This is a genomic window from Janthinobacterium sp., assembly GCF_009923995.1.
Classification (GTDB): domain Bacteria; phylum Pseudomonadota; class Gammaproteobacteria; order Burkholderiales; family Burkholderiaceae_D; genus Janthinobacterium.
Window position 1 is genome coordinate 75,462 of sequence record NZ_RFSK01000011.1, and the last position, 26,733, is coordinate 102,194.

28 protein-coding genes are annotated in these 26,733 nt (G+C 60.8%); 16 read left to right on the forward strand and 12 right to left on the reverse strand.

Annotation, left to right across the window (positions count from 1 at the left end; genetic code table 11):
* Positions 1-287 precede the first annotated feature (287 nt).
* From mnmG to EBS11_RS08265, 13 genes are all read left to right on the forward strand, one after another.
* Positions 288-2,225, forward strand: a complete 1,938-nt coding sequence (gene mnmG, locus EBS11_RS08205) for a tRNA uridine-5-carboxymethylaminomethyl(34) synthesis enzyme MnmG (protein ID WP_290601941.1) — start codon at positions 288-290, stop codon at positions 2,223-2,225.
* Entirely contained in the window at positions 2,222-2,866 is a 645-nt protein-coding gene (gene rsmG / locus EBS11_RS08210; RefSeq protein WP_290601942.1) for a 16S rRNA (guanine(527)-N(7))-methyltransferase RsmG, read from the forward strand. Before mnmG ends, rsmG begins: the two co-directional genes overlap by 4 nt.
* Before the next feature lie 168 nt (positions 2,867-3,034).
* Positions 3,035-3,805 (forward strand): AAA family ATPase, encoded by a 771-nt coding sequence (locus EBS11_RS08215; protein WP_131374824.1) that lies wholly within the window; start codon positions 3,035-3,037, stop codon positions 3,803-3,805.
* Between the two features lie 64 nt (positions 3,806-3,869).
* Positions 3,870-4,754: a ParB/RepB/Spo0J family partition protein gene (locus EBS11_RS08220; protein ID WP_290601944.1), complete on the forward strand. Its 885-nt coding sequence runs from the start codon at positions 3,870-3,872 to the stop codon at positions 4,752-4,754.
* 281 nt (positions 4,755-5,035) lie between these two features.
* A complete protein-coding gene (locus EBS11_RS08225; protein ID WP_289887969.1) occupies positions 5,036-5,404 on the forward strand; it encodes an ATP synthase subunit I in 369 nt (122 codons plus the stop codon).
* A 51-nt stretch (positions 5,405-5,455) separates the two neighbouring features.
* Complete coding sequence (gene atpB, locus EBS11_RS08230) at positions 5,456-6,265, forward strand: F0F1 ATP synthase subunit A (RefSeq protein WP_290601946.1); 810 nt, start codon at positions 5,456-5,458, stop codon at positions 6,263-6,265.
* Between the two features lie 59 nt (positions 6,266-6,324).
* A complete protein-coding gene (atpE, locus tag EBS11_RS08235) occupies positions 6,325-6,603 on the forward strand; it encodes a F0F1 ATP synthase subunit C (protein ID WP_034752695.1) in 279 nt (92 codons plus the stop codon).
* A 43-nt stretch (positions 6,604-6,646) separates the two neighbouring features.
* Positions 6,647-7,117: a F0F1 ATP synthase subunit B gene (locus EBS11_RS08240; protein ID WP_071325906.1), complete on the forward strand. Its 471-nt coding sequence runs from the start codon at positions 6,647-6,649 to the stop codon at positions 7,115-7,117.
* A 2-nt stretch (positions 7,118-7,119) separates the two neighbouring features.
* Positions 7,120-7,665, forward strand: coding sequence for a F0F1 ATP synthase subunit delta (locus EBS11_RS08245; RefSeq protein ID WP_034752699.1), 546 nt, complete (start codon positions 7,120-7,122; stop codon positions 7,663-7,665).
* 78 nt (positions 7,666-7,743) lie between these two features.
* On the forward strand, positions 7,744-9,285 hold the full coding sequence (gene atpA / locus EBS11_RS08250) for a F0F1 ATP synthase subunit alpha (RefSeq protein ID WP_086137325.1): 1,542 nt from the start codon (positions 7,744-7,746) through the stop codon (positions 9,283-9,285).
* 62 nt (positions 9,286-9,347) lie between these two features.
* Positions 9,348-10,223 carry a F0F1 ATP synthase subunit gamma gene (gene atpG / locus EBS11_RS08255; protein WP_071325905.1) on the forward strand — a complete coding sequence of 292 codons (876 nt, stop codon included), beginning with the start codon at positions 9,348-9,350 and terminating at the stop codon, positions 10,221-10,223.
* Between the two features lie 29 nt (positions 10,224-10,252).
* A complete protein-coding gene (gene atpD / locus EBS11_RS08260; RefSeq protein ID WP_034752705.1) occupies positions 10,253-11,653 on the forward strand; it encodes a F0F1 ATP synthase subunit beta in 1,401 nt (466 codons plus the stop codon).
* 62 nt (positions 11,654-11,715) lie between these two features.
* Entirely contained in the window at positions 11,716-12,135 is a 420-nt protein-coding gene (locus EBS11_RS08265; protein ID WP_058050961.1) for a F0F1 ATP synthase subunit epsilon, read from the forward strand.
* 62 nt (positions 12,136-12,197) lie between these two features.
* On the opposite strand, the gene rsgA is transcribed toward EBS11_RS08265, so the two are convergent.
* The 8 genes from rsgA to EBS11_RS08305 form a co-directional block, all read right to left on the reverse strand.
* Positions 12,198-13,265, reverse strand: coding sequence for a ribosome small subunit-dependent GTPase A (rsgA, locus tag EBS11_RS08270; protein WP_290601951.1), 1,068 nt, complete (start codon positions 13,263-13,265; stop codon positions 12,198-12,200).
* 271 nt (positions 13,266-13,536) lie between these two features.
* Positions 13,537-14,091, reverse strand: coding sequence for a hypothetical protein (locus tag EBS11_RS08275; RefSeq protein WP_290601952.1), 555 nt, complete (start codon positions 14,089-14,091; stop codon positions 13,537-13,539).
* A 63-nt stretch (positions 14,092-14,154) separates the two neighbouring features.
* Positions 14,155-14,487: a YbjQ family protein gene (locus EBS11_RS08280; protein WP_290601958.1), complete on the reverse strand. Its 333-nt coding sequence runs from the start codon at positions 14,485-14,487 to the stop codon at positions 14,155-14,157.
* Between the two features lie 8 nt (positions 14,488-14,495).
* Positions 14,496-14,876, reverse strand: coding sequence for an adenosylmethionine decarboxylase (speD, locus tag EBS11_RS08285; RefSeq protein WP_290601959.1), 381 nt, complete (start codon positions 14,874-14,876; stop codon positions 14,496-14,498).
* A 2-nt stretch (positions 14,877-14,878) separates the two neighbouring features.
* Complete coding sequence (locus EBS11_RS08290; RefSeq protein WP_290601960.1) at positions 14,879-15,091, reverse strand: hypothetical protein; 213 nt, start codon at positions 15,089-15,091, stop codon at positions 14,879-14,881.
* Positions 15,088-16,551 (reverse strand): DUF4178 domain-containing protein, encoded by a 1,464-nt coding sequence (locus EBS11_RS08295; protein ID WP_290601961.1) that lies wholly within the window; start codon positions 16,549-16,551, stop codon positions 15,088-15,090. Before EBS11_RS08295 ends, EBS11_RS08290 begins: the two co-directional genes overlap by 4 nt.
* Positions 16,552-16,561: 10 nt before the next feature.
* The gene (locus EBS11_RS08300) at positions 16,562-17,596 is read right to left on the reverse strand and encodes an SPFH domain-containing protein (protein WP_290601962.1); all 1,035 of its coding nucleotides are present in this window, start codon (positions 17,594-17,596) and stop codon (positions 16,562-16,564) included.
* A gap of 31 nt (positions 17,597-17,627) precedes the next feature.
* Complete coding sequence (locus EBS11_RS08305; RefSeq protein WP_290601963.1) at positions 17,628-18,014, reverse strand: DUF350 domain-containing protein; 387 nt, start codon at positions 18,012-18,014, stop codon at positions 17,628-17,630.
* Positions 18,015-18,123: 109 nt separating this feature from the next.
* Here EBS11_RS08305 and EBS11_RS08310 point away from each other — a divergent pair, with 109 nt between their 5' ends.
* Both EBS11_RS08310 and EBS11_RS08315 read left to right on the forward strand, forming a co-directional pair.
* Positions 18,124-19,635: a polyamine aminopropyltransferase gene (locus tag EBS11_RS08310; RefSeq protein ID WP_290601964.1), complete on the forward strand. Its 1,512-nt coding sequence runs from the start codon at positions 18,124-18,126 to the stop codon at positions 19,633-19,635.
* The gene (locus EBS11_RS08315) at positions 19,635-21,266 is read left to right on the forward strand and encodes an NAD(P)/FAD-dependent oxidoreductase (protein WP_290601965.1); all 1,632 of its coding nucleotides are present in this window, start codon (positions 19,635-19,637) and stop codon (positions 21,264-21,266) included. Before EBS11_RS08310 ends, EBS11_RS08315 begins: the two co-directional genes overlap by 1 nt.
* Positions 21,267-21,315: 49 nt before the next feature.
* Here EBS11_RS08315 and mmsB read toward each other — a convergent pair whose 3' ends face one another.
* From mmsB to EBS11_RS08335, 4 genes are read right to left on the reverse strand one after another with little or no spacing between them, the layout of a single operon-like run.
* Positions 21,316-22,539: a multiple monosaccharide ABC transporter permease gene (mmsB, locus tag EBS11_RS08320; protein WP_290601967.1), complete on the reverse strand. Its 1,224-nt coding sequence runs from the start codon at positions 22,537-22,539 to the stop codon at positions 21,316-21,318.
* Positions 22,529-24,070, reverse strand: a complete 1,542-nt coding sequence (mmsA, locus tag EBS11_RS08325; RefSeq protein WP_290601969.1) for a multiple monosaccharide ABC transporter ATP-binding protein — start codon at positions 24,068-24,070, stop codon at positions 22,529-22,531. The genes mmsB and mmsA overlap by 11 nt, the downstream gene beginning before the upstream one ends.
* Before the next feature lie 49 nt (positions 24,071-24,119).
* Complete coding sequence (chvE, locus tag EBS11_RS08330) at positions 24,120-25,196, reverse strand: multiple monosaccharide ABC transporter substrate-binding protein (RefSeq protein WP_290601971.1); 1,077 nt, start codon at positions 25,194-25,196, stop codon at positions 24,120-24,122.
* A complete protein-coding gene (locus EBS11_RS08335) occupies positions 25,193-25,471 on the reverse strand; it encodes a hypothetical protein (protein WP_290601972.1) in 279 nt (92 codons plus the stop codon). The genes chvE and EBS11_RS08335 overlap by 4 nt, the downstream gene beginning before the upstream one ends.
* Positions 25,472-25,572: 101 nt before the next feature.
* On the opposite strand from EBS11_RS08335, the gene EBS11_RS08340 reads away from it, so the two are divergent.
* Entirely contained in the window at positions 25,573-26,733 is a 1,161-nt protein-coding gene (locus EBS11_RS08340; RefSeq protein ID WP_290601973.1) for a fumarylacetoacetate hydrolase family protein, read from the forward strand.

A 26,733-nucleotide genomic window follows, 5' to 3' on the forward strand; every position in this document is an offset into this window, starting at 1 on the left:
GGTGTGTTCCCATGATGGGGGAGGCCGTCCTCCTGGATGATCGTCCCGACGGCCACTGGCGTGGCCACGCATACGGACAATGCGGCAATTGTAGCAAACATTTCACGGGACCGCAGCCCTCTGCCTGGCCAGGCAGCGTGTTCCACGTGAAACAGAAACGGCGCTCGCCATGCTCTTGCTGAGTAAAAATTAAGCAAAAATTGGCCCCTGGAAGGTTGCGCTTGCAAAAAGACTCTATAATCGGAGCTCTCTCCTCGCATTTTTACTTGCACTGTTACCTATTTATCATGTTATTTCCTACAGAATTCGACGTCATCGTTGTCGGTGGTGGTCACGCCGGTACCGAGGCGGCCCTCGCTTCCGCCCGCATGGGACAGAAGACGCTTTTGCTCACGCATAATATCGAGACACTGGGCCAGATGTCGTGCAATCCTTCCATCGGCGGCATCGGCAAGGGCCACCTGGTCAAGGAAGTCGATGCCATGGGCGGCGCGATGGCCATCGCCACCGACGAGTCCGGCATTCAGTTCCGCATCCTGAATTCCTCGAAAGGCCCGGCAGTGCGCGCCACGCGCGCCCAGGCCGACCGTATTTTGTACAAGGCCGCCATCCGTACGCGCCTGGAAAACCAGCCGAACCTGTGGCTGTTCCAGCAAGCCGTCGATGACTTGATCGTCGAAGGCGACCGCGTCGTCGGCGCCGTGACGCAGATCGGCCTGAAGTTCCTGGCGCGCGCCGTGGTGCTGACGGCGGGGACTTTCCTCGACGGCAAGATCCACGTGGGCCTGAACAATTACTCGGCCGGCCGCGCCGGCGACCCGCCCGCCATCTCCCTGTCGGCCCGCCTGAAAGAGCTGAAACTGCCGCAGGGCCGCCTGAAAACGGGCACGCCGCCGCGCATCGACGGCCGCAGCATCGACTTTTCCGTGATGCAGGAACAGCCGGGCGACCTCGATCCCGTGCCCGTGTTTTCCGTCATGGGCAACACGGCCATGCACCCGCGCCAGGTGCCGTGCTGGGTCACGCACACGAATAGCCAGACGCACGACATCATCCGCGCCGGCCTCGACCGCAGCCCCATGTACACGGGCGTCATCGAAGGCGTCGGCCCCCGTTACTGCCCCTCGATCGAGGACAAGATCCACCGTTTCTCGGGCAAGGAATCGCACCAGATCTTCCTCGAGCCGGAAGGCTTGACGACGCACGAGTTCTACCCGAACGGCATCTCGACGAGCCTGCCGTTCGACGTGCAGATCGCCCTGGTGCAGTCGATGAAGGGTATGGAAAACGCCCACATCCTGCGTCCCGGCTATGCCATCGAATACGACTATTTCGACCCGCGCGGCTTGAAAGCCTCGCTGGAAACGAAGGCCGTGGCCGGCCTGTTCTTTGCCGGCCAGATCAACGGCACCACGGGCTACGAGGAAGCGGCCGCGCAAGGCATGCTGGCGGGCCTGAATGCGGCCTTGCTGACGCAGGACAAGGACGCCTGGGTGCCGGGCCGCTCCGAGGCCTATCTGGGCGTGCTGGTCGACGACCTGATCACGCAGGGCGTGCAGGAGCCGTACCGCATGTTTACCAGCCGCGCCGAGTACCGTCTGAGCCTGCGCGAAGACAATGCCGACATGCGCCTGACGGAAATCGGCCGCGCCCTGGGTTGCGTCGGCGACGCCCAGTGGCAAGCGTTCGAGACCAAGCGCGAAGCGGTGGCGCTGGAACTGGAGCGCCTGCGTTCCACGTGGGTCAACCCGCGCATCCTGGCGGCCGCCGAGTCGGAGCGCATCGTCGGCCAGGCCATCGAGCGCGAATACTCGCTGGCGGACCTGCTGCGCCGTCCGAACGTCGCCTACGACACCCTGATGAGCATGACGGGCATGGAAGGCCAGGCCCTGGCCGGCCCCGGCGTGGAAGACGCGGCCGTGCGCGAACAGGTGGAAATCCAGCTCAAATACGCGGGCTACATCGAGCGCCAGAGCAAGGAAATCGAGCGCCACGAACACTATGAGAACCTGGCCTTGCCGGAAGGTTTTAACTACCTGGACATCGGTGCGCTGTCGGTCGAAGTGCGGCAAAAACTCGACAAGCAGCGCCCGGAAACCCTGGGCCAGGCATCGCGCATTTCCGGCGTGACGCCGGCGGCGATTTCGCTGCTGTTGGTCCACCTGAAAAAGCGCGGCTTCGGTGCCGCGCAGACCACCACTTTAAAGGACGAGGTTGTTGAATGAAGCAGTTTGACCGGGCGCTACTGGCCCCCATTTTGAATGAAGGCATCGCCGCGCTGGGCCTGGAGCTGAGCGCGGATCAGACGGAAAAACTGCTCGATTACCTGGCCTTGCTGGCCAAATGGAACAGCGTGTACAACCTGACGTCGGTGCGCGATCCCCTGCAGATGCTGACCCTGCACGTGCTCGATTCGCTGGCGGCCGTGCCGGCCTTCGCTGAAGCGAAAAACGTGCTCGACGTGGGTGCCGGCGGCGGCTTGCCGGGCATGGTCCTGGCCATCGCGCGGCCCGATATCAAGGTGTCGATGATCGACACCGTGCATAAAAAGACGGCCTTTTTGACGCAGGTGAAGGCGGAACTGGGACTTTCCAACGTCACCGTGTACACGAAACGGGTGGAACAGCTGGAAGTGGCGCAAAAATTCGACGTCATCACCTCGCGCGCCTTTGCCGACCTGTCCGACTTCGTCAACTGGTCGAACCACGTGCTGGCCGAGGGCGGGCAATTCATCGCCTTGAAAGGGGTGGCGCCACCGGACGAGCGGGAGAGACTGCCGGCAGACTGGCAAGTGAGGGAATTGCGGCCGATCCAGGTGCCAGGGCTAAATGCAGAGCGTCATCTGGTCTTTATAGCAAGAATTTAAAGACCTGAAAATTAAACGGTATAAATAGTATAAACAGTTTATACGGTATAAATTATATAAACCGTATAAACGATTTATATCGTATAAATGAAATAAACAGTATAAATCGTTTCGGATAAATGCCGGGGCGCACGATGAAGTTTGCATCTCTTTACAACTAGAAGATACATGGCCAAAATTTTTTGTGTAGCAAATCAAAAGGGTGGTGTTGGTAAAACCACAACAAGTGTCAACCTCTCCGCCGGTCTGGCCAAGTTGAACCAGCGCGTGCTGCTGGTCGACCTCGACCCGCAGGGCAATGCGACCATGGGCGCCGGCATCAACAAGGCCGGCCTGAAGGCGTCGACCTATGAAGTGATGCTGGGCGAGTCCGATGTCAAAACGGCACGCCAGCGTTCGGAAGCGGGGCGCTTCGATGTCTTGCCGTCGAACCGCGAGCTGGCCGGCGCGGAAGTGGAGATGGTCGAACTGGACAACCGCGAACGCCGCCTGAAGGATGCGCTGGCCGAAGTGGACGCGGAATATGACTTCATCCTGGTTGATTGCCCGCCGGCATTATCGATGCTGACCCTGAACGGCCTGTGCGCCGCGCATGGCGTGATCATCCCGATGCAGTGCGAGTACTACGCGCTGGAAGGCTTGTCCGACCTGGTCAACACCATCAAGAAGGTGCACGCCAACCTGAACCCGGATCTGAAGATCATCGGCCTGTTGCGCGTGATGTTCGATCCACGCATGACATTATCGCAACAAGTGTCGGCGCAGCTGGAGCAGCACTTCGGCGACAAGGTCTTCAATACCATCATCCCGCGCAACGTGCGCCTGGCCGAAGCGCCATCGTACGGCTTGCCCGGCGTCACCTTCGACCCCAGCTCGAAAGGGGCCCAGGCCTATATCGCCTTCGGCGCCGAGATGGTCGAACGCATCAAACATATGTAAACAAGGGGCGAGCGTCTGCAGAATATGATGTAAGCGCTTACTCTGAAAACACGATTAGGACAGCATGGCTACGAAAAAATTAAAAGGACTGGGTCGCGGACTCGACGCCCTCCTGGGCGGCGGGGGCGACTTCGCCAGTGCGGAAACGCATCAACCGTCGAACTTGCCCGTGTCACAAATGCAAGCCGGCAAATACCAGCCGCGCACGCGCATGGACGAAGGGGCCCTGAATGAACTGGCCGCCTCGATCAAGGCGCAGGGACTGATGCAGCCGATCCTGGTGCGCCCGATCGGGCAGGACACCTTGAGCGGACTTGTCAAATATGAAATCATCGCCGGCGAACGCCGCTTCCGCGCCTCGCAGCTGGCCGGCCTGACGGAAGTGCCGGTCCTCGTGCGCGACGTGGATGACCTGGCCGCCGCCGCCATGGCGCTGATCGAGAACATCCAGCGCGAAGACTTGAATCCCCTGGAAGAGGCGCAGGGCATCCACCGCCTGATCGCCGACTTCAGTTTCACGCATGAGCAAGCGGCCACTGCGCTGGGACGCTCGCGCAGCGCTGTCTCCAACCTGCTGCGCCTGATGAACCTGGCCAGTCCCGTGCAGACCATGCTGATGGCCGGCGATATCGACATGGGCCATGCGCGCGCGCTGCTGGCCGTCGATGCGGCCAGCCAGATCACCCTGGCCAACCAGGTGGTGGCCAAGCGCCTGTCCGTGCGCGAGACGGAAAAGCTCGTCACCCGCACGGTGGAGGAAGCGGCCAACCCGGTCGAACCGCGGCACAAGGAAAAGTCCGGCGATATCGCGCGCCTGGAAGAAGAGCTGTCCGATGCCCTGGCCACGCCCGTGGTGTTCAAGATGGGCAACAAAGGCCGTGGTCAACTGGTGATCGATTTTGCCGATCTTGACGTGCTGGATGGATTGCTGACCCGTTTGCGTGGTTAAATAGCAAGTTGGCAAAGACGGGAGCGCCGGCCGTCACCAGCGCTCTGGACAAGCTGACCATGCTTTCCAGGCGCACTGCATAATTCCTTGATAACACGGCTGGAAGCGGCCCGGCAAGCGACTTTGCCATATAGTGGTGCAAATGGCGGCGAATAGTCGGTAAAGCGTCAGTTTCGCGCAGCAATCGCCCTGCTGCGGTGCAGCAACGTTTGACTCTATAGATCAAAGCCAACTATAATCCCGTGTCTTTGCGTGTGTAGATTTTTCTGGGAAGCTGGCAATTGAGTGATTCACAACAAAATATTGCCAAACCAGTCTACAAAGTAGTTGCTTTGCAGCTAGCTATCGCTATCAGTTTTGCCACGGTCACCCTGTTTTTCGGTGGCAGTGTGAGAGGCTGGTCCGCCGCATACGGCGGCGCTATCGCAGTCATCGGTAGCCTGGTGTATGCCATGTTGGTGGTTCGCGGTTCTAGCGACGCCAACAAGGCATTCCGGGCGCATTTGCGCGCAGAAGTGGTGAAAATATTTATCACAGCGGTGCTCTTTATCTTGGCACTGGTGTTGTTTCAGTCGGCCGCCTGGTTATGGCTGATCTTGGGTTTCGCGGTGGCAACCTTAGCATACTGGTTTTCATTGCTCGCTGTTTAATCATTGGTTTTGGGGCCTGTTGTGCTCTGAAACGACAAATCTAAATTCATTATGACCACAGAACACGCTATTGAAGCGGGCCATGCTGCCCCGGCCAACGCCACAGAATACATCAGCCACCATCTGGCTCACCTCCGCAATGCCGAAGGTACCATCAATCTGGACACGTTCTGGATTTCGGCCATTCTGGGCTTTGTTTTCCTGGCTGTTTTCTACATGGCGTCGCGTCGTGCCACTGCCGGCGTGCCTGGCAAGTTGCAAAACTTCGTCGAAATGGTCATGGAAATCGTCAATGACACTATTAATGGGGCCTTCCACGCGAAAAGCAAGGTCATCGCGCCGCTGGCCATCACTATTTTTGTGTGGGTCTGGTTGCTGAACGCGATGGACTTCCTGCCGGTTGACCTGTTGCCGAAGATTCTGAGCTGGTTTGGCGTGCATAAACTGCGTGCCGTGCCGACCGCCGACGTCAACCACACCTTCGCCATGTCGCTGTCGGTCGTGCTGTGCGTGATCGCCTTCTCGATCAAGGCCAAGGGCCTGGGCGGCTGGATCAAGGAACTGTTCACGGCACCGTTCCATGCGAGCGGCCTGATCGGCACGATCGCCCTGGCACCTGTCAATTTCCTGCTGCAAATGGTTGAGTTGGTTGCCAAACTGATCTCCCTGTCGCTGCGACTGTTCGGCAATATGTATGCCGGCGAACTGATTTTCATCTTGATCGCGTTGTTGCCTTGGTGGGCACAGTGGGCGTTGGGTGGTCCATGGGCAATTTTCCATATCTTGATTGTAACTTTGCAAGCTTTTGTGTTTATGGCGTTGACGGTTGTGTATCTGAGCCTTGCGGTTGAGAAACATTAATCATCGACTTTATATTTTGTTTTTTTAGTATCTTTCGTTTTTAAATTTAGGAGAATTTTATGCAAGCTCTGATCGCACAAGTACAAAGCATGACCGTTCTGGCAGCAGCAATCATCATCGGCCTGGCCGCAATCGGCACCGCTCTGGGCTTCGCTATCTTGGGTGGCAAATTCCTGGAAGCGTCGGCACGTCAACCAGAACTGATGCCACAACTGCAAACCAAACTGTTCGTTATCGCTGGTCTGCTGGATGCTATCTCGATGATCGGCGTTGGTGTTGCTCTGCTGTACACGTTCGCTAACCCGTTCCTGTCCGCTCTGACGGCTGTTGCTCAGTAATTCGCTCCAACCCTAGGAGAAACTTTTAGTTAGGAGCAAAGGTATGGACATCAATATGTCGCTCATCGGCCAGATGATCACCTTCGCGGTGTTGGTCTGGTTCTCGATGAAGTTCGTATTTCCAGCGTTGAACAATGCGCTGGATGAGCGTGCCAAACGAATCGCGGATGGATTGGCTGCGGCCGATCAAGGTCAAGCTTCGATGGCTGTCGCTGAAAAGCGTGCGCAAGAGGCATTGAACAGTGCACGTGAAGAAGCTTCGCAACGCGTTGCGGACGCTGAAAAGCGCGCGCAGCTGGTTGCTGAAGAGATCAAGCAAAATGCTCAAGCTGAAGCTGCGCGTATCATTGCGCAAGCCCAGTCGGACGCCGAACAGCAACTGTCGAAAGCACGCGAACAATTGCGCGCTCAGGTGGCTGACCTGGCTGTCAAGGGTGCCGAGCAGATCTTGAAGCGTGAAGTAAACCCAACGGCTCACGCCGAAATGTTGCAGCGTCTTGCTGTCGAGCTGTAATCATGGCAGAACTCGCAACCGTCGCCCGTCCCTACGCGGAAGCTTTGTTCCGCGTAGCCCAAGCTGGTAAGGAGTCAAGCAACCTCGCGGCGTGGTCCGAACTGGTGTCCGAACTGGCACAGATCGGTAGCCACCCCGAGGTACAGGCGTACGCGCGCAATCCGAAAGTTTCGGAAAGCGACGTCGCCGCCACCATCCTGTCGTTGTTGAAATCGCCGCTCAATGAGGAAGTGAAAAACTTCGTCACCATGTTGATCGAAAATGGCCGCATCAGCCTGCTGCCGGAAATCGGCGCGCAATTCCATGCCTTGAAAAATGGCCTGGAAGGTGCGGCTGACGCCGAGATCACGAGCGCTTTCGATCTGAGCGAAGGCCAAACGGCCGAGCTGGTCGCAACGCTGGAAAAGAAATTCAGTCGTAAGCTCAACCCTGCCGTCACAGTGGATCCATCGCTGCTCGGCGGCGTGCGCGTGGTTGTTGGCGACCAAGTGCTCGATACCTCGGTGCGCGCCAAGCTGCAGCAACTGCACGCTGCACTGGTGTCGTAAGACACGCGCTTCGGCAGGCCAGCTTAGACAGACCCTTACCCCTCGCGCAAGCTGAGAGAAACACTTTTAGGAGTTAGTATGCAACTCAACCCATCTGAAATCAGCGAGTTGATCAAGAGCCGGATCCAAGGTCTTGACGGCGGCGCTGAAGTGCGTAATCAAGGCACGGTTATTTCCGTCGCCGACGGTATCTGCCGCATCCACGGTTTGTCGGACGTGATGCAAGGCGAGATGCTGGAATTCCCAGGCAACACGTTTGGCCTGGCAATGAATCTGGAACGCGACTCCGTCGGTTCCGTGATTCTGGGTGCCTACGAGCACATCTCCGAAGGCGACACGGTGAAATGCACCGGACGCATTCTGGAAGTGCCAGTCGGTCCTGAGCTGCTCGGCCGCGTAGTCAACGCGCTGGGCCAGCCGATCGACGGCAAAGGCGCCATCGAAACCAAAATGACGGCCGCGATTGAAAAAATCGCCCCGGGCGTGATCGCCCGTGAGTCCGTGTCGCAACCGATGCAAACCGGCCTGAAGTCGATCGATGCGATGGTTCCAGTTGGCCGCGGCCAGCGTGAACTGATCATCGGCGACCGTCAAACCGGCAAGTCGGCCGTGGCGATTGATGCGATCATCAATCAAAAAGGCCAGGGCATGAAATGTATCTACGTCGCGATTGGCCAAAAAGCCTCGTCGATCAAGAACATCGTGCGCTCGCTGGAACAGCACGGCGCGATGGAATACACCATCGTTGTCGCCGCTTCCGCTTCGGAATCGGCCGCCATGCAATACATCTCGCCGTACTCCGGTTGCGCCATGGGCGAATACTTCCGTGACCGCGGTGAAGATGCACTGATCGTCTACGATGATCTGTCCAAACAAGCTGTTGCATACCGTCAAATCTCGCTGCTGCTGCGCCGTCCACCAGGTCGCGAAGCGTACCCAGGCGACGTGTTCTACCTGCACAGCCGCCTGCTGGAACGCGCAGCACGCGTGAACGCCGACTACGTCGAGAAGTTCACCGACGGCGCCGTCAAAGGCAAGACCGGTTCCCTGACGGCACTGCCGATCATTGAAACGCAAGCTGGCGACGTGTCCGCATTCGTTCCAACCAACGTGATTTCGATTACCGACGGTCAGATCTTCCTGGAAACCTCGCTGTTCAACGCCGGTATCCGTCCTGCAATTAACGCCGGTATTTCCGTATCGCGCGTCGGTGGCGCCGCCCAGACCAAGGTCATCAAAAACCTGTCCGGCGGTATCCGTACCGACTTGGCGCAGTACCGTGAACTGGCCGCGTTTGCGCAGTTCGCTTCGGACCTGGACGAATCGACCCGCAAGCAGCTGGACCGCGGTGCCCGCGTAACGGAATTGCTGAAGCAAGCCCAGTACTCGCCACTGTCGATCTCGCTGATGGCCGTATCGCTGTTCTCGGTGAACAAAGGCTTCATGGACGACGTGCCAGTCAAGCAAGTGCTGTCGTTCGAAGCTGGTGTCCACGCTTACATGAAGACCAAGCAAGCTGCTCTGCTGGCCAAGATCGAAGAAACCAAGCAACTCGACAAAGACAGCGAAGCAACTCTGTCGGCGGCCATTGCTGATTTCAAGAAATCCGGCGCATATTAAGCGGCCAGGCGGCGCCCACCTTGAGTGAGGTGCCGCCCTACGCGCAGAAGGAGTAAGGACTCATGGCATCAAGCAAAGAGATACGAGGCAAGATCAAGAGCGTAGAGAATACGAAGAAGATCACCAAGGCGATGGAAATGGTCGCCGCGTCCAAAATGCGCAAGGCGCAAGACCGGATGCGGGCCGCCCGTCCCTACAGTGACAAGATTCGGAATATCGCCGCCAATCTGGCGACCGCCAATCCGGAATACACGCACCCGTTCCTGGCAGCTGCCCAGGGTACGCAAGCGAAGGCAGTGGGTTTCATCGTTGTCACGACCGACAAGGGTCTGTGCGGCGGCATGAATACCAACATCCTGCGTCAGGTGACGTCGAAGTCGCGCGAGCTGGAAGCAGCTGGCAACCGGGTTGAAGCAGTTGCCATCGGTAACAAGGGTTTGGGTTTTTTGAATCGCATCGGCGTCAAGATCGTCGCCTCTGCCATTCAAACTGGTGATACGCCCCACCTGGATAAATTGATCGGACCTGTCAAGGTCATGCTCGAAGAGTTCCAGGCTGGCAAGCTCGACGCAGTGTACCTGTGCTACACCAAATTCATCAACACGATGAAGCAGGAACCAGTGGTCGAACAGTTGCTGCCATTGACGGCCGACAAGATGGTCGCCGACAAGAGCGCACACTCGTGGGATTACATCTACGAGCCGGATGCACAAAGCATCATCGACGAATTGCTGGAGCGCTATGTAGAAGCGCTGGTGTACCAGGCAGTCGCGGAGAATCTGGCGTCCGAGCAATCGGCACGGATGGTCGCGATGAAAGCTGCAAGCGACAACGCGGGTAGTGTGATCGGCGAATTGAAGCTGATCTACAACAAGACCCGTCAAGCTGCGATTACCAAAGAACTCTCCGAAATCGTCGCCGGTGCGGCTGCGGTTTAAACGAATTTAACTATATTGAAGGAACGAACATGGCTGATGGCAAAATCGTTCAGTGTATCGGCGCTGTGGTGGACGTTGAGTTTCCCCGCAACGCGATGCCTAAGGTATTTGATGCCTTGAAGATGGCAGGCTCGGAACTGACCCTGGAAGTACAACAGCAGTTGGGCGACGGCATTGTCCGTACCATTGCACTCGGCTCGTCCGATGGCCTGCGTCGCGGCATGATGATCCAGAACACCGGCAAACCTATCATGGTGCCAGTCGGTAAAGCAACCCTGGGTCGCATCATGGACGTGCTGGGCAACCCGATCGACGAATGCGGCCCCGTGTCGCATGAGCAGATCGCGTCGATCCACCGCACCGCTCCTGCATACGACGAACTGTCGCCATCGCAAGAACTGCTGGAAACCGGCATCAAGGTGATCGACCTGGTTTGCCCGTTTGCAAAAGGCGGTAAAGTTGGTCTGTTCGGCGGCGCTGGCGTAGGCAAGACCGTGAACATGATGGAACTGATTAACAACATCGCCAAGGCGCACAGCGGCGTGTCCGTGTTCGCCGGTGTGGGTGAGCGTACCCGTGAAGGTAACGACTTCTACCACGAGATGGCTGACGCGAAAGTGGTCGATCTGGAAAATCCGGAGAACTCCAAAGTAGCGATGGTTTACGGTCAGATGAATGAACCGCCAGGTAACCGTCTGCGCGTCGCGCTGACCGGCCTGACGATCGCTGAATCGTTCCGTGATGAAGGCAAGGACGTTCTGTTCTTCGTCGACAACATCTACCGCTTCACGCTGGCCGGTACCGAAGTGTCGGCACTGCTGGGCCGTATGCCGTCGGCCGTGGGTTACCAACCGACCCTGGCCGAAGAAATGGGCCGTCTGCAAGAGCGTATCACGTCGACCAAGACCGGTTCGATCACCTCGATCCAGGCCGTCTACGTTCCAGCCGATGATTACACCGATCCGTCGCCTGCTACCACGTTTGCTCACTTGGATTCGACCGTTGCGCTGTCGCGTGACATCGCTTCCCTGGGTATCTACCCAGCCGTGGATCCACTGGATTCGACCTCGCGTCAGCTGGATCCGTTGATCGTTGGTCAAGAGCACTACGACACCGCGCGTGCCGTGCAAACGACCCTGCAACGCTACAAGGAATTGCGCGACATTATCGCGATTCTGGGTATGGACGAGCTGGCACCGGAAGACAAACTGCTGGTTGCCCGCGCACGTAAGATGCAGCGTTTCCTGTCGCAGCCTTTCCACGTCGCTGAAGTCTTTACCGGCGCGCCTGGTAAATACGTTTCGCTCAAAGACACGATCAAGGGCTTCAAAATGATCGCTTCGGGCGAACTCGATCACCTGCCGGAACAAGCGTTCTACATGGTCGGCACGATCGAAGAAGCAATCGAAAAAGCCAAGAAACTTAACTAAGTTAAGTCTGGGCCTAACCCCGCCCGTTACACGGCGGGGTTCTTCAACCCGATAGGACACACATGGCACACACAATTCACGTTGACGTGGTTTCCGCTGAAGAACTGATTTTTTCAGGCGAAGCAGAATTCGTCGCGTTGCCGGGTGAACAGGGCGAGCTGGGTATCTACCCACGCCACACGCCTTTGATTACCCGCATCCGTCCGGGCGCGGTCCGCATCAAGGTAGTCGGCCAGGCTGAAGAAGAGTTCGTCTTCGTTGCCGGCGGCCTGCTGGAAGTGCAACCGGATACCGTGACCGTCCTGGCCGATACCGCGATCCGCGGTCACGACCTCGACGAAGCGAAAGCGCTGGAAGCGAAGAAGTTGGCGGAAGAAAATATCCACAACAAGGATTCGGGCATCGACTACGCGCAAGCGCAAGCCGAGCTGGCCAGCGCAATTGCGCAGCTGGCAGCGATCCAGAAGCTGCGCAAGATTTAGTTCTTTGCGCCGCACAGAAAGGCAGCCTTCGGGCTGCCTTTTTTTATGCCTGCTTTGGACGACTATTCCTGGCGCTTCTGCCTGCTCCTTTCCTGCCCCGCCTTCAATATCGTCTTCCACCTGGCGCGCGCGCTGATGCGCTCGAGCGGCGTTGCTTCGCTGCGCCGGGCGTCGCGCAGCAGCTTGTGATAATTGCACAGGCGGTCCGCATCGACGGCGCCGCGCACGGCGCAACCGGGTTCGCTCGCATGCCGGCAATCGCGGAACTGGCACGTGGCAGCGAGTGCCGCGATGTCGTCGAAGGTGGCGGCCACGGTCTCGGCACCGGCGTCGGCCTGCCAGCTGCGCAAGCCCGGCGTATCGATGATGCAAGCGCCGCCCGCACACAGGTGCAGTGAGCGGGCCGTCGTCGTGTGGCGGCCGCGGCCATCGCCGTGGCGCACGCCCTGCGTCGATTGCCCCGCTGCGCACAGGGTATTGGTCAGGCTGGATTTGCCGGCGCCCGATGAACCGAGCAGCACCAGGGTCTGGCCCGCATCCAGCCAGGGTTCCAGGATGGCCACGTCATACGCATGGCGCGTATCGACGGCAAACAGGGGCACGTGGGATGGCAGGCGCTGTTTGAGCAGGCTGAGCTTGCCCGCCACGTCGTCGGCCACGTCGGCCTTGCTGAGTACCACCACGGGGCTGACCCGGGCAGCCAGCACGATGGCCAGATAGCGTTCCAGCCGGCGCGGGTTGAAGTCCGCGTCCAGCCCCATCACCAGCAGGGCGGTGTCGACATTGTTCGCGAGCACCTGGCGCCGGCCGTCATTGCCGCGCCGGGCGATTTGCGTGAATGGGGATAAATGCGCCGTTATCCACAGCGCGCCGTGCGCATCGGCTTCGGTGGCGACCCAGTCGCCGACGGCAAGCACGGTGTCCTGTGCCTGCAAGTCATGCAGCAGGCGCGGCAGGATATGCGCCGGGTGTTCCTGGCTGCCGTCGTGCACGACGATGCTGTCGCGGTGCACGGCGCTCACGCGCATCAGCTGTGCGGTGGAACAAGGGAAGTCGAGTTGGGCGGCTGCGCTGGCGGTGGCCTGCTGCAGTCCGATGGGGCGTAGTTGCGCAAAATCGAATGCGATCATGGTAGCGTGATTCCGTATTCTGTCGTCCGCGTGCGGACATGTCGCCTGCGCGTGCAGGCACCGCCAATCGGCATGACTGGCACGAAAGAAGGGGAAGTCGGCTACGCGATCACGCGCAAGGGAACAACAGGATCAATGCAATATGAATGCAGACTGGAACGGTAGTGATCAGGCAGCCGACAGCACGGCAGTATCCGAATGGCGCATGTTGTCTACTCCTGTTGTGTGATGGAAAGCGCCAGTGTGCCAGCGGCGTGCGCCGCCGTCAACATCAGCTGCACATGCCGTACGCGCTGCGCTCGGGGAAATAGCGGTAGGTAAACGTGCGTACGGGGTAGCGCTTGCCGCCGATGAGCATGTCGGGCATCGACAAATCAAAGCGCTGCGGCAACTGGCGCGGCAGTTGCAGGCGCAGCCGCCACTGGGTCTCGGCGCTGGAACCCACGGCGGAAAACATGATGGGCAACGTTTCGATGACGTCGACGATTTCCGCCTTGCGGTTCATGCCGCGTTGATAGATGGTCAGCACCTTGGCCTCGGCGAACGGTTCCTTGTGCGGTTCTTCCAGCAGGAAGGACAGGCGCGTGAAGCTGGCCTGGGTACCGATAGGCAAGGTGAAGATCAGCGCCAGTTCCGTGCCGCCTTCCTTCAGGGTGACGGGGGGCGTGGCATATACGCTGATGCCGCGCGGCAGCTCGAAGCGCGAACCTTCCGTCCACGTCTTGCACTCGGGCGTGGTCGCCTGGTACAGGCTGGGTGCCGTGTAGTCATTGCAGGCGGAGACCAGCAGCAGCAGGGGCAGGGCAAGAAGGGCGGAGCGGCGCATGGGAATCACGGTTGGAGAATGAGCCGACAGTGTAAGCGATCCCCACCTGATCCACCAGTGACCTCAGGCTTCCGCTTCGACGATGACGGCCGTGCCATAGCACAACACTTCGGTGATGCCGGCCATGACGTCCGTGGCGTCGTAGCGCATGCCGATGATGGCGTTGGCTCCCATGGCGCGCGCGTGGTCGCACATGAGCTGATACGCGTCGGCGCGCGCCCGTTCGCACAAGCTTGTATAGATGGTGATATTGCCGCCGAACAGAGACTGGATGCCGCCAAAGAAATTGCCGACGATGGAGCGTGAGCGCACGGTAATGCCGCGCACGACACCAAGGTTGCTGACGATGCGCTGGCCGGGCAGGGTGAAGGCGGTGGTGATCAAGGCGTCTTGCATGGGGGCTTTCAGTTGGGGGAAGGCGATGAGGGCGGTGCGCGCCGCACGGATTGCAACTGGCACTGGGTCGCCTGCAGCGCATCCTTGACGATGTCCAGCGCCCGTTGCGGCTGGGCCGCACCGCACATGAAGATATCCACGGCGGCAAAGTTGCATTCCGGCCAGGTGTGGATGGAAATGTGCGATTCGGCCAGCAGCAGCACGCCCGTGATGCCCTGGCCCGGCCCAAAGCTGTGGAAATGGCCGTGCAGCACCTGTGCGCCAGCCGCGACGGCGGCTTCGCGCAGCAGGCGTTCGAGTGCGTCGCAGTCGCGCAGGCGCTCAGCAAGAATGCCAGACAGGTCGGCCAGAAGATGGGTGCCCAGGGGCAGATGCGCTATGGATGCCATGCTTATTTGTGGCTCCCGCCGCCGCCGCCCGAGCCTCCGCCGTAGCCGCCACCGTAGCTGCCGCCGCCCGTGCCCGTGCGCGAACTCCAGCTGCTGCCGCCAGTGTTCGTGCTGGTACTGCGCATGGTGCTGCTGGTCAGCATGAACATGCGCACCCAGTTGGTGGTCGTGACGGTGAAGGTCACCATCAGCGCGTAGATCACATATTTACTCATGGGGAATTCTTTGCATTCTTGTCGAGGAAAACGGCCGGCAGGAACAGCGCCAGGCAGCCCAGCACACTCCATAGCAGGGTGCTGGAAAACGAGACAAACATCGGGATCGCGTTCAGGACCAGCACGATGGCGATGAAGATCCTGGCGGTTTGCGTATGACTGAGCTTGATGTTGCGGCCAGCGGCCACGCCATGGAAGGCGGCGCCGAACCAGGCGCTCATCTGGTCGTAGGCGACGGGCACGGAGCGTGACCAGGTCATCTCCTCTTCGGTGATTTCCGCCGCCAGTTTGGTCTGCCCCTGTTCGAATTCATAGACGCGTGTGCTGTCGCCGACCGTCACCTTCCAGTTGAAGGCGCCCGCCGCATACACCACCTGCGAACCGTAGTCATACAGCTTGGCATAGGTGGTGCCGTCGAGCGCGCACCGGTCGGCATCCATGGACGGCCAGGTGGGCCAGTTCGGCAGCACGTTGGAGCGCGACCAGCCGTCGTCCGTCTCCACCAGCCAGAAGAAGCCGGCGCGCGCGCCGTACAGCAGGTATTCATTCCACTCGCTGCCCTCATCGTCCGCGCGGCGCATCATGCCAATGACGGTGAAGTCGGCATTGTTGATCTTCGCGCTGGCGCCCAGCTCCAGGGTGATGTCGACGTTGTCGTGCACCTGCTTGGCGATGGCCAGCACCTGTGCTTCCGGACCGCTGGCGTCAAGCTGGGCGTGGCAGGCGGGGCAGACCAGCTGCGCCGCCGCGCCCGGGATGTACTTGATGCCGCTGCCGCAGGAAGGGCAGTCGAGCGCATCGAGCTTGCCACGGTACTTGCCGGCGCTTTTGGCGATGGTATCGTCGTCGCGCAGCAGCTGGCACTGCAGGCCTGCCAGCGTGACGGCCACGCCCTGGTAGACGACGGGGTGCGGTCCATCCGTGTAGTCGAGCGTGACAAAACTGGCGTAGTTGCGGAAGTCCGCCACCTGGATGCGCCAGCCGGCGCCCACCTTGAACGGCAATTCTCCCTGGCCGGCGATGCATTCGGCGTTGCGGATCTCGGCAGCCGTGTAGGGTTCACCGCAGATCGTATAGCGTTTGCCCGGTGCCAGCTCGCCAAAGGCGGGCAGGGCGTCTTGCGTGGCGCGTTCGCGCGTCATGGTGTACAGGCCGGACGAGTCGCCCAGCCAGGCCGTGCTCGTGTCGTCGAACAGCACATACCACTCATTCCACGTGCCGGCGCTATAGCGCTGCTGGATGCGCCCGACGACTGTGAAGTGTCGGCCATCGTAGACGCCGGCCGTGCCGATCTGGATCGGTGAATAGTCTTCCAGGACGGCCGACATCTTGCCCACGTCCTTGACGGAATCGGCGTCCTTCAGAATGGTGCTGTGGCAGTACTCGCACACGGCGAGCACGGAAGCATGCGAGCGGAAGTGAACTTCCGCGCCGCAGCTGGGACAGGAAACAGTTTGCATGCAGTCGCGCTTAGCCGATCAGTTTTTTCAGCAGTTCAGCCTTGGCGCCGTCGTAGTCGGCTGGCGAGATGAGACCCTTGTCGAGCAGGCCCTTGAGCTTTTCCAGGCGCGCCTCGATCGGCTCTTCCGCGGGCGCCGGTGGCGCCGCAGGTGCCAGAGCGGGTTGCTGCAGCGCGCCGCCCATGCTTTGCGCCATCACCTGGCCGATCGACAGCCCGGCACCGAGGCCCGCGCCGATGCCGGCCATGCCGCCCTCGTTCTGCGCCGCCAGCGGGATCGCATTGGCCACCTGGAATTTGGTGTAGCCGCTCATCTTGTCGGCGCCCAGGCCGCCCTTCATGCCGGCCGAGATGCGCTCGTCCAGCGCCGCCTGCAATTCCTCGGGCAGGCTGATGCTGGCCACGTTGAATTCATTGAGGCCCACGCCATAGCGGGCGAAAGCCTGCGCCAGGCCATCCTTGACTTCCTGCGCCATCAGCGCCTGGTTGGCCGCCATGTCGAGGAAGGGCACGTTGGCGCCGCCCAGCGAGCTGGCCATGCTCGACATCAAAATGCCGCGCAGTTGATCTTCCACCTCGTCGCGCGTGTAGACCTCGCGCGTGCCGCTGATTTCGGTGAAGAAGGTACGGGCGTCGGCGATGCGGTACGAGTACATGCCGAAGGCGCGCACGCGGATCATGTCGAAATCCTTGTCGCGGATGGTGATCGGCTGCGGCGTGCCCCACTTGCGGCCCGTCTGTACGCGCGTGCTGAAGTAATACACGTCCGACTTGAACGGTGAATCGAACAGCTTGTCCCAGTTTTTCAGGTTGGTCAGCAGCGGCAGGGTTTGCGTCGTCAGCTTGTGCGTGCCGGGACCGAAGACGTCGGCGATCTTGCCTTCGTTGACGAAGACGGCCACCTGCGATTCGCGCACATTCAGGATGGCGCCGTTCTGGATCTCGAAATCCTGCATGGGGAAGCGCCAGGCCAGCACGCCGTCCGTCTCTTCGTTCCACTGCAGTACGTCGATAAACTGTTTCTTGATGAAGCTGCCGAGGCTCATGATGGATATCCTTGAATAAGATGAAGCGGTGTCAGGAAATGCAGGCGGCGTTGATGGCGCCGATCGACAGGGAAATGGCGGCCAGCAGGCCGCCGAAAGCGCTGTTGTTCGATTCGATCTGGTCCTTCGACATGCGCAGCAGGCGCGTGGTGACCACGTACGCCAGCAGTTGCACCAGCATGGCGCCGAAGGCCCAGGCGAAGAACTGCTGATAGTCGGCCGTGTGCATCAGCGACGAGGCAACGGTGGCGGAAAAGCCCAGCATGGCGCCGCCCAGCGACAGGGCCGCCGCCTGGTTGCCCTGGCGGATCAGCAGCACTTCGTCGTAGGGCGTGACGCGCGTATAGATGATAAAAAATACAATCAGCAGCGCGGCGGCCAGTAAAAGATGGATCAGATAGTTTAGGATGTCGGGCACGGCATTCCTCGTAGTGATCGCGCGTCCGGCTCGCGGCAAGACGAGGCCGAGATGAGCAACGAATGATCAAGTTAATAACGTCACAGCATATTAGAACAAAAAAAGCCCCATGAACAAAAAGATTCTGATCTTGTCCGTCTTCGTGGTCGCCTCCTGCGGCCTCGCCTATGAGCTGATCGCCGGCGCCATGTCCAGCTACCTGCTCGGCGACTCCATCCTGCAGTTTTCCACCATCATCGGCTGCTACCTGTTTGCCATGGGTGTGGGTGCTCACTTTTCCAAGTATGTGCGGGATGACGACGTGCTCTCGCGCTTCGTCGACATCGAACTGGCCGTGGGCCTGATCGGTGGCCTGTCGGCCGCCATCCTCTTCATGACATTCTCGTGGATGGCGGCGCCATTCCGCGCCTTATTGTATGTGATGGTTTTCCTCATCGGCGCACTGGTCGGCATGGAAGTGCCGCTGGTGATGCGCGCCCTGAACTCGCGCCAGACGGAATTTTCCGAGTTGGTCAGCCGCGTGCTGACCTTTGACTACCTGGGCGCACTGGCCGTCTCCCTGCTGTTCCCGCTGGTGCTGTCGCCCTACCTGGGCCTGGTACGCACGGGTTTCCTGTTCGGCATGCTGAATGTGGGCGTGGGCCTGTGGACGATCCATGTGTTTCGCGCGGAGCTGAAGAACCTGACCGGACGTTTCCTGCGCGCCTGTGCCGTGATGCTGCTGCTCGTCGCCGGCTTTGCCATGTCCGATCGCATGGTGGCCTGGGGCGAACACGGCCTGTTCGGCGACGAGATCGTGTATTCCACTACCACGCCTTACCAGCGCCTCGTGATCACCCGCTGGAAGGACGATACACGCCTGTACATCAATGGTAACCTGCAATTTTCCTCACGCGACGAGTACCGCTACCATGAAGCGCTCGTGCATCCCGTGCTGGAAGCGCTGCCCTGGGCGCGCCGCGTGCTGGTGCTGGGGGGCGGCGACGGCCTGGCGCTGCGCGAAATCCTGCGTTATCCGAATATCGAGCACGTCACGCTGGTGGACCTGGACCCCGCCATGACGGCAGCGTTTACCACGCGCCCGGAACTGGCCAAGTTGAACAACGGCTCGTTCTCTGACAAGCGCGTCACCGTCGTCAATGCCGATGCCGCCGTCTGGCTGCGCAATAATGGCGACATGTTCGACGCGGCCATCGTCGACTTCCCGGATCCGTCCAGTTTCGCGCTTGGCAAACTGTATTCCGTGCCGTTCTACGACCTGGTGAAAAAGCACCTGGCCGCCAAGGGCCTGATGGTGGTGCAGTCGACGTCGCCGTTCTTCGCACCGCACGCCTACTGGACCATCGATGCCACCCTGCGTGAAGTGGGCATGCGCACCTGGCCCTACCATGCCTACGTGCCCTCGTTCGGCGAATGGGGTTTTATACTCGCCTCGCCGCAGCTCGACTACCAGCCGCCGGCGACATACCGCCTGCCCATGCGCTACCTGAATGCGGACACCACGCGCGAGATGTTCCTCTTCCCGCCCGACATGCAGCCCCTGCCCATGGCGCCGAACCGCCTGAATACCCAGTCACTCGTGCATGAATTCGAGCAGGACTGGAACCGGGTGATCCGCTGATGCGGCGCCGTTCCTTCATGCTGTGGGCTGCCGGCGGGACCGCGGCAGCGTTGGCCGGCACCGGCAGCATCGCCGCGTATCTGCGCTGGCAGGAAATCACGCCCAGGGTGCTGTATCCGGGCCGCACGGAAGGCCACTATTTGCGCGAGCTGCTGCGCGAGCACAAGACCTTGCCGCCGCCTGCGGAAACCATCAGTACCGACGTGGCCATCTTCGGTTCCGGCATCGCGGGCCTGACGGCCGCCTGGCGCCTGAACAAGCTGGGGCACCGGGATTTCCTCATGATCGATGGGCCGCAGCCGTATGGCAATGCTGCTGGCGGGCAGTTCGGCGACCTGGCCTATCCTACGGGCGGCCACTATCTGCCGCTGCCGTCGCCCGAATCGACGCACGTGCGCGAAATCCTGTTTGACCTGGGCATCATCCAACGCGATCCGATGGCGGAAAAGCCGACCTATGACGAGCGCTACATCCTGCACGCGCCCGAGGAACGCCTGCTGTTCAACGGCCAGTGGCAGGACGGCTTCATTCCCACGGAGGGCGTGCCGCCGGCGGAACTGGCGCAGCACGAGCGCTTCTTTGCCGAGGTACGGCGCCTGCGCCAGACGCATGGCAACGATGGCAAGCGCGTCTTCGTCTTCCCCACCGTGGAGTCGTCGCAGGACCCGGCCTGGCAGGCGCTCGATGACATCACCTTGAAGCAGTGGCTGGAGCGCGAAGGCTATACCTCGCCCACCCTGCACTGGTATTTGAACTACTGCTGCCGCGACGACTACGGCACGCGCTACGATCAGGTGTCGGCCTGGGCCGGCCTGCATTACTACTGCAGCCGCTGGGGCCAGGCAGCGAATGCCGGCAATGGCGCCTGGCTGACCTGGCCGGGCGGCATGCAACCGGTCGCCACGGCCATGGAGCAAGCCTCAGGTGTCAAACGTCATGCGGGCACGGTGGTTTCCCTCACGACGACGAGCAACGGCGTCGAGGCGCTGTGCCTGGAACTGGTCGATGGTCAGCCGCGTACCTACCTGGTCAAGGCGCGCAAGGCCATCTGTGCCATGCCCTTGTATGTGGCTGCGCGCGTGGTGAGCAATATCGCCGACTATGGTTTCGACCTCAAACGCGATACGCCCGCGTATGCGCCCTGGATGGTAGCCAACTTCCTGCTCAAGCGCTTTCCCGACGAACTGCCGCACGCGCCCCTGTGCTGGGACAACGTGGTGTACCAGGAGCCTGGTCTCGGTTATGTCGTCGCCACGCACCAGGATATCCGCGTGCGTCCACCCGAAAAAACCGTCTTCAGCGCTTACGTGGCCCTGTCCGACCGCACGCCACAGCAGGCCCGCAAATGGCTTGACACGGCCACGCCCGAGGAATTGCTGGCGCTGGCCAGTGTCGACCTGAAAACGTCGTACGGGCGCGATTTTGCCAACTGCGTCGAACGTGTCGACATCACCGTGCGCGGCCACGCCATGGCCGCTCCCTTGCCGGGATTTCGCAGCAATGCGGGCTTGAAAGCGCTGCGCGAGCACGACGGTGCCATCCTGTTCGCGCATGCCGATTTGTCGGGCTTTTCCGTGTTCGAGGAAGCGGCGTGGTGGGGGGATCGGGCGGCGCGGCTGGCAATACAATGAAAAAGGCCGGCGCGGACGCCGGCCAGAGCCCCCTAAGGCTCGAACCGGTCTACTTGTTCTTGTTGATCACGTCGATGAACACGGCCGCCAGCAGCACCAGTCCCTTAATCACCTGCTGGTAGTCGATGCCGATGCCCATGATGGACATGCCGTTGTTCATGACACCCATGATGAAGGCGCCGATGACGGCGCCCATCACCTTGCCCACGCCACCCGAGGCGGAGGCGCCGCCGATGAAGCAGGCGGCGATTACGTCCAGTTCGAAGCCCGTGCCCGCCTTTGGCGTGGCCGTGTTCAGGCGTGCCGCGAAGATCAAGCCCGCCAGCGCGGCCAGCATGCCCATGTTGACGAAGGTGTAGAAGCTGACCCGTTCCGTCTTGATGCCGGACAGGCGCGCCGCCTTTTCGTTGCCGCCCACGGCGTAGACGCGGCGTCCCAGCACGGTGCGGTTGGTAATGAAGGTGTAGGCGACGATCAGCACCGACATCACGGCCAGCACGTTGGGAAAGCCGCGGTACGATGCCAGCAGATAGCTGAAATACACCATCACGGCGGCAAAGATGCCGTTTTTCAGCAGGAAGAAGGTACGCGGCTCGTTTTCCATGCCGTGCCTGAGCTGCCTGGCGCGGCTGCGCAGCGAGGTGACAATCAGTGCGGCGGCAGCGATCACCCCCAGCAGCAGCGAGAAGCCGCGCAGGTTCTCGCCGCCAAATGGGTCGGGCAGGAAGCCCGAGCTGAGCATCTGGAAGCCTTCGGGGAAGGGGCCGACCGACTGGCCCGCCAGCAGCGCCAGGGTCAGGCCCTTGAACACCAGCATGCCGGCCAGGGTGACGATGAAGGAGGGGATCTTGAAAAAAGCGACAAAATAGCCTTGGGCACCGCCGATGACGGCGCCGGCGATCAGGCACAGGATGCTGGCAGCGATAAAGTGCATGTGGTAATTGACGATCAGGACGGCCGCCAGCGCGCCGACGAAGCCCACCACCGAGCCGACGGATAAATCGATATGGCCGGCCACGATCACCATCAGCATGCCCAGCGCCATGATGACGATGTAACTGTTCTGCAGCACCAGATTGGTCAGGTTCAGCGGCTGCATCAGGGTGCCGTCCGTCATGTACTGGAAGAAGCCCATGATGACGATCAGCGACAGCAGCATGCCGTAGTCGCGCATATTATTTTTCAGGAAGCCGGCGTAGCTTTTGGCGGCCGGTACCGTGCCAGGGGGGCTGCCTGTCGCCGCTGCCGCATCCGCAGTCAGTTTATTCTCCATGCTTGTCTCCGTGTGTGACGATGGCGCGCATGATTCTCTCCTGCGACGCCTCTGCTGCGCTTAATTCGGCCGCGAAGCGGCCTTCGTTCATGACGTAGATCCGGTCGCACATGCCCAGCAATTCAGGCATTTCCGAGGAAATCATGATGATGCATTTGCCTTCGGCGGCCAGCTCGCTGATGATGCTGTAGATCTCGTACTTGGCGCCCACGTCGATGCCCCGGCTCGGTTCATCGAGGATCAGAATGTCCGGACGCGAAAACAGCCACTTCGCCAGCACCACTTTCTGCTGGTTGCCGCCGGACAGGTTGACCACCTTTTGCAGGATGCTGGAACAGCGGATCTTCAGCCTGCGGCGGAAATCGTCGGCCACGCCGAATTCGCGTGCCTCGTCGATCACCATGTGCTTCGCCACGGCGTCCAGGTTGGCCAGGCTGGTGTTTTTCTTGATGTCCTCCTCGAGGATCAGGCCCAGGCCCTTGCGGTCTTCCGTTACATATGCCAGGCCATGGGCGATGGCCTTGCCGATGGTGCTGACGTCGATCTCCCGGCCGTTCTTGAGCACCGTGCCGCTGATGCGCTGGCCGTAGGCGCGGCCAAAGATGCTCATCGCCAGTTCCGTGCGTCCGGAACCCATCAAGCCGGCGATGCCGATGATCTCGCCCTTCCTGGCGTGCAGGTTGATGCCCTTGATGACGGGACGCTCGGCATGCTCAGGGTGGAACACGCGCCAGTCGCGCACCTCGAAGATGGTTTCGCCGATGGAAGGCCGCCGCGGCGGATAGCGGTCGGCCATCTCGCGCCCGACCATTTTTTCGATGATGCGGTCTTCGCTGACGGGCTCCACGCGGCAGTCGAAGCTGCCGACCGTGTTCCCGTCGCGCAGCACCGTGATGGCATCGGCGACGCGCGAGATTTCATTGAGCTTGTGCGAGATCAGGATCGAGGCGATGCCCTGGCGTTTCAGCTCCAGCAGCAGGTCGAGCAGGGCCGCGCTGTCGCTTTCGTTCAGGCTGGCCGTGGGTTCGTCGAGGATCAGGAGCTTGACGTCCTTGCACAGCGCCTTGGCGATTTCGATCAGCTGCTGCTTGCCCACGCCCAGGTTGGTGACCAGGGTATCGGGCGACTCCTTCAGGCCGACCTTCTGCAGCAGCTCGCGCGTCCTGCCTTGCGCGTATTCCCAGTCGATGACCCCCATTTTTGCCGGCTCGTTGCCGAGGAAGATATTCTCGGCGATCGACAGCAACGGCACCAGCGCCAGTTCCTGGTGAATGATGATGATGCCGATTTCCTCGCTGTCCTTGATGCCGCGGAAATGCCGCGTCTGGCCTTGGTAATCGATATCGCCCGTGTAGCTGCCATGGTCGTAGACGCCGCTCAGCACCTTCATCAGGGTGGATTTGCCGGCGCCGTTTTCCCCCACGATGGCGTGGATCTCGCCGCTGCGCACCCGCAGGTTCACATTGTCGAGCGCAACGACGCCCGGGAAGGTCTTGCGTATCGCGCGCATTTCCAGGATCGTGTTCGTCATATAGCCTCTCTGGGCCCGGCCAGGCCGGGCCTTGCGTACCGCGTGCGTCTTACTTCACTTGCGCTTCGGTGTAATAGCCGCTGCCCGTGACCAGTACCTGCTTCCAGTTCGCCTTGTCGACGGTGACGGGCTTGAGCAGATAGGACGGCACCACCTTGATGCCGTTGTTGTAGGTCTTGGTATCGTTGACGGCCGGCGTCTTGCCGCTCATCATCGCGTCGACCATATTGGCCGTCACCTTGGCCAGCTCGCGCGTGTCCTTGAACACGGTCGATGACTGCTCGCCGCGGATGATGGATTTGACGGATGGGATTTCCGCATCCTGGCCCGTGACGACGGGGAAGGGCTGCTTCGGCGTGCCGTAACCGACGCCTTTGAGCGACGACAGGATGCCGATGCTCAGGCCATCATAGGGCGACAGCACGGCATCGACGCGTGCATTGCCATAGTAGGCGCTGAGCAGGTTGTCCATGCGTGCCTGCGCCACGGCGCCGTCCCAGCGCAGGGTGGCTACCTTGTCCATGCCCATCTGCTTCGAGCGCACCACCAGCTTGCCGCTGTCGATGTAGGGTTTGAGCACCGACAGCGCGCCGTTGTAGAAGAAGTGCGCGTTGTTGTCGTCGGCCGAGCCGCCGAACAGTTCGATATTGAACGGCCCCTTGCCCTCCTTGAGCTTCAGCGCCGATTCGATATAGCCAGCCTGCAGCACGCCCACCTGGAAGTTGTCGAAGGTGGCGTAGTAATCGATATTCTTCGTGCCGCGGATCAGACGGTCATATGAGATGACCTTGATGCCCTTGTCGGCCGCCTTTTGCAGCACGTTCGACAGGGTGGTGCCATCGATGGCGGCGATCACCAGCACCTTGGCGCCCTTGGTGATCATGTTTTCCACCTGCGCCAGCTGGTTGGGGATATCGTCGTCGGCAAACTGCAGATCCGTCTTGTAGCCGCGCTCCTTGAATACCTTGACCATATTGTCGCCGTCGGCGATCCAGCGCATCGAGGATTTGGTCGGCATCGAGATGCCGATGGCGCCCTTGTCCGCGGCATTCGCCATGGGAGTGACTGCCATACCGGACGTCGCCAGCACCAGGCTTGCGGCCAGCATTTTCATTGTTGTTTTCATTTCAGGTCTCCACCGTCTTTTGAGTGTGAATGTGCCGGCGTCGCGGTCTCTGTGGGCCGGCTCCGTGCCGATGGCCGCATGTGGGCCACGGCTGATACTAGTTTGTCCATACCGGCCCCACCAATCACTTTTTTCGCATTGTCGATATCCAAAACGGTATCGCTGGCGCGATTGATGCGATGCGCAAAAAGGCCCGCCCCAGGCGCGAGAAGGGAAGCCTGCACAGGGCTTTGTCCAGGCATTTTTTGGTGCGTTGCAATACCAATAATCATCATGCAATTTGGTGATTTTCGTAATTGCGGTGGCCCATGGCGGCGCGCAGAATCGGTCCGGACTTGAAGTTAGCCACCCGATGACGATTTTTCTGAAAGCTGCCATGTTGCCGATTTCTCCCGCTTCCCTGCTACCCGTCGACCTGGCGCAGGCCACCCTGATTGGCCGCATCTGGCGCGATGGCCCTTGCGTCGCCGCCGTGCGCGGCGGTGAAGTCGTCGACATCACAGAAACGGTCGCCACCGTGGCCGAGCTGTTCGAGAGCGACGATGCGCTGGGCATCGCCCGCCATGCGCCGGGCACCGCGCTCGGTCCAGTGCAGGCGCTGATGGCGCAAGCGTTGAAGGCGCCGGCGGATCGGCCGCTGCTGCTGGCGCCATGCGATCTGCAGGCAATCAAGGCCTGCGGCGTGACGTTTGCCGTCAGCCTGCTCGAGCGCGTGATCGAGGAGCAGGCGGGCGGCGACGCGGCGCGTGCCGCCAGCTTGCGCAGCGCGCTGCAAGATACTTTGGGCAGCGACCTGTCGGCCCTGCGTCCCGGCTCGGAGGCGGCGCAGCGCCTGAAGCAGCAGTTGCAGCAGCGGGGCGCCTGGTCGCAGTACATGGAGGTGGGCATCGGTCCCGATGCGGAAGTGTTCACCAAGGCGCAAGCCATGTCTTCCGTCGGCTGCGGTGCGCAGGTGGGCCTGCTGCCGTCGTCCGCCTGGAACAACCCGGAGCCCGAGATCGTCCTGGCCGTCAACAGCCGCGGGCAGGTGCTGGGGGCTTCTCTGGGCAACGACGTCAACCTGCGCGACATCGAAGGGCGCAGCGCGCTGTTGTTGGGCAAGGCCAAGGACAACAACGGTTCCTGCGCCATCGGCCCCTTCATCCGCCTGTTTGACGAGGGCTTCACGCTCGACACCGTGCGCCAGGCGGAAGTATCGCTGCTGATCGAGGGCGCGGACGACGGTTTTGTACTGGAAGGCGCCAGCTTCATGCGCGAGATCAGCCGCGATCCGCTGGATCTGGTGCGTCAGACGGCCGGCGCATACCACCAGTATCCGGACGGCTTCATGCTCTTCCTCGGCACCATGTTCTCGCCCGTGAAAGACCGCGGCGCGCAGGGCGGCGGATTTACGCACCACCTGGGCGACCGCGTCACCATCGCCAGCGCCGCGCTGGGCGCGCTGGTCAATGAAGTGCAGCGCTGCGATGCGATCCCGCCCTGGACCTTTGGCGTGCGCGCCCTGTACCAGAACCTGGCGCAGCGCGGCCTGATCTGA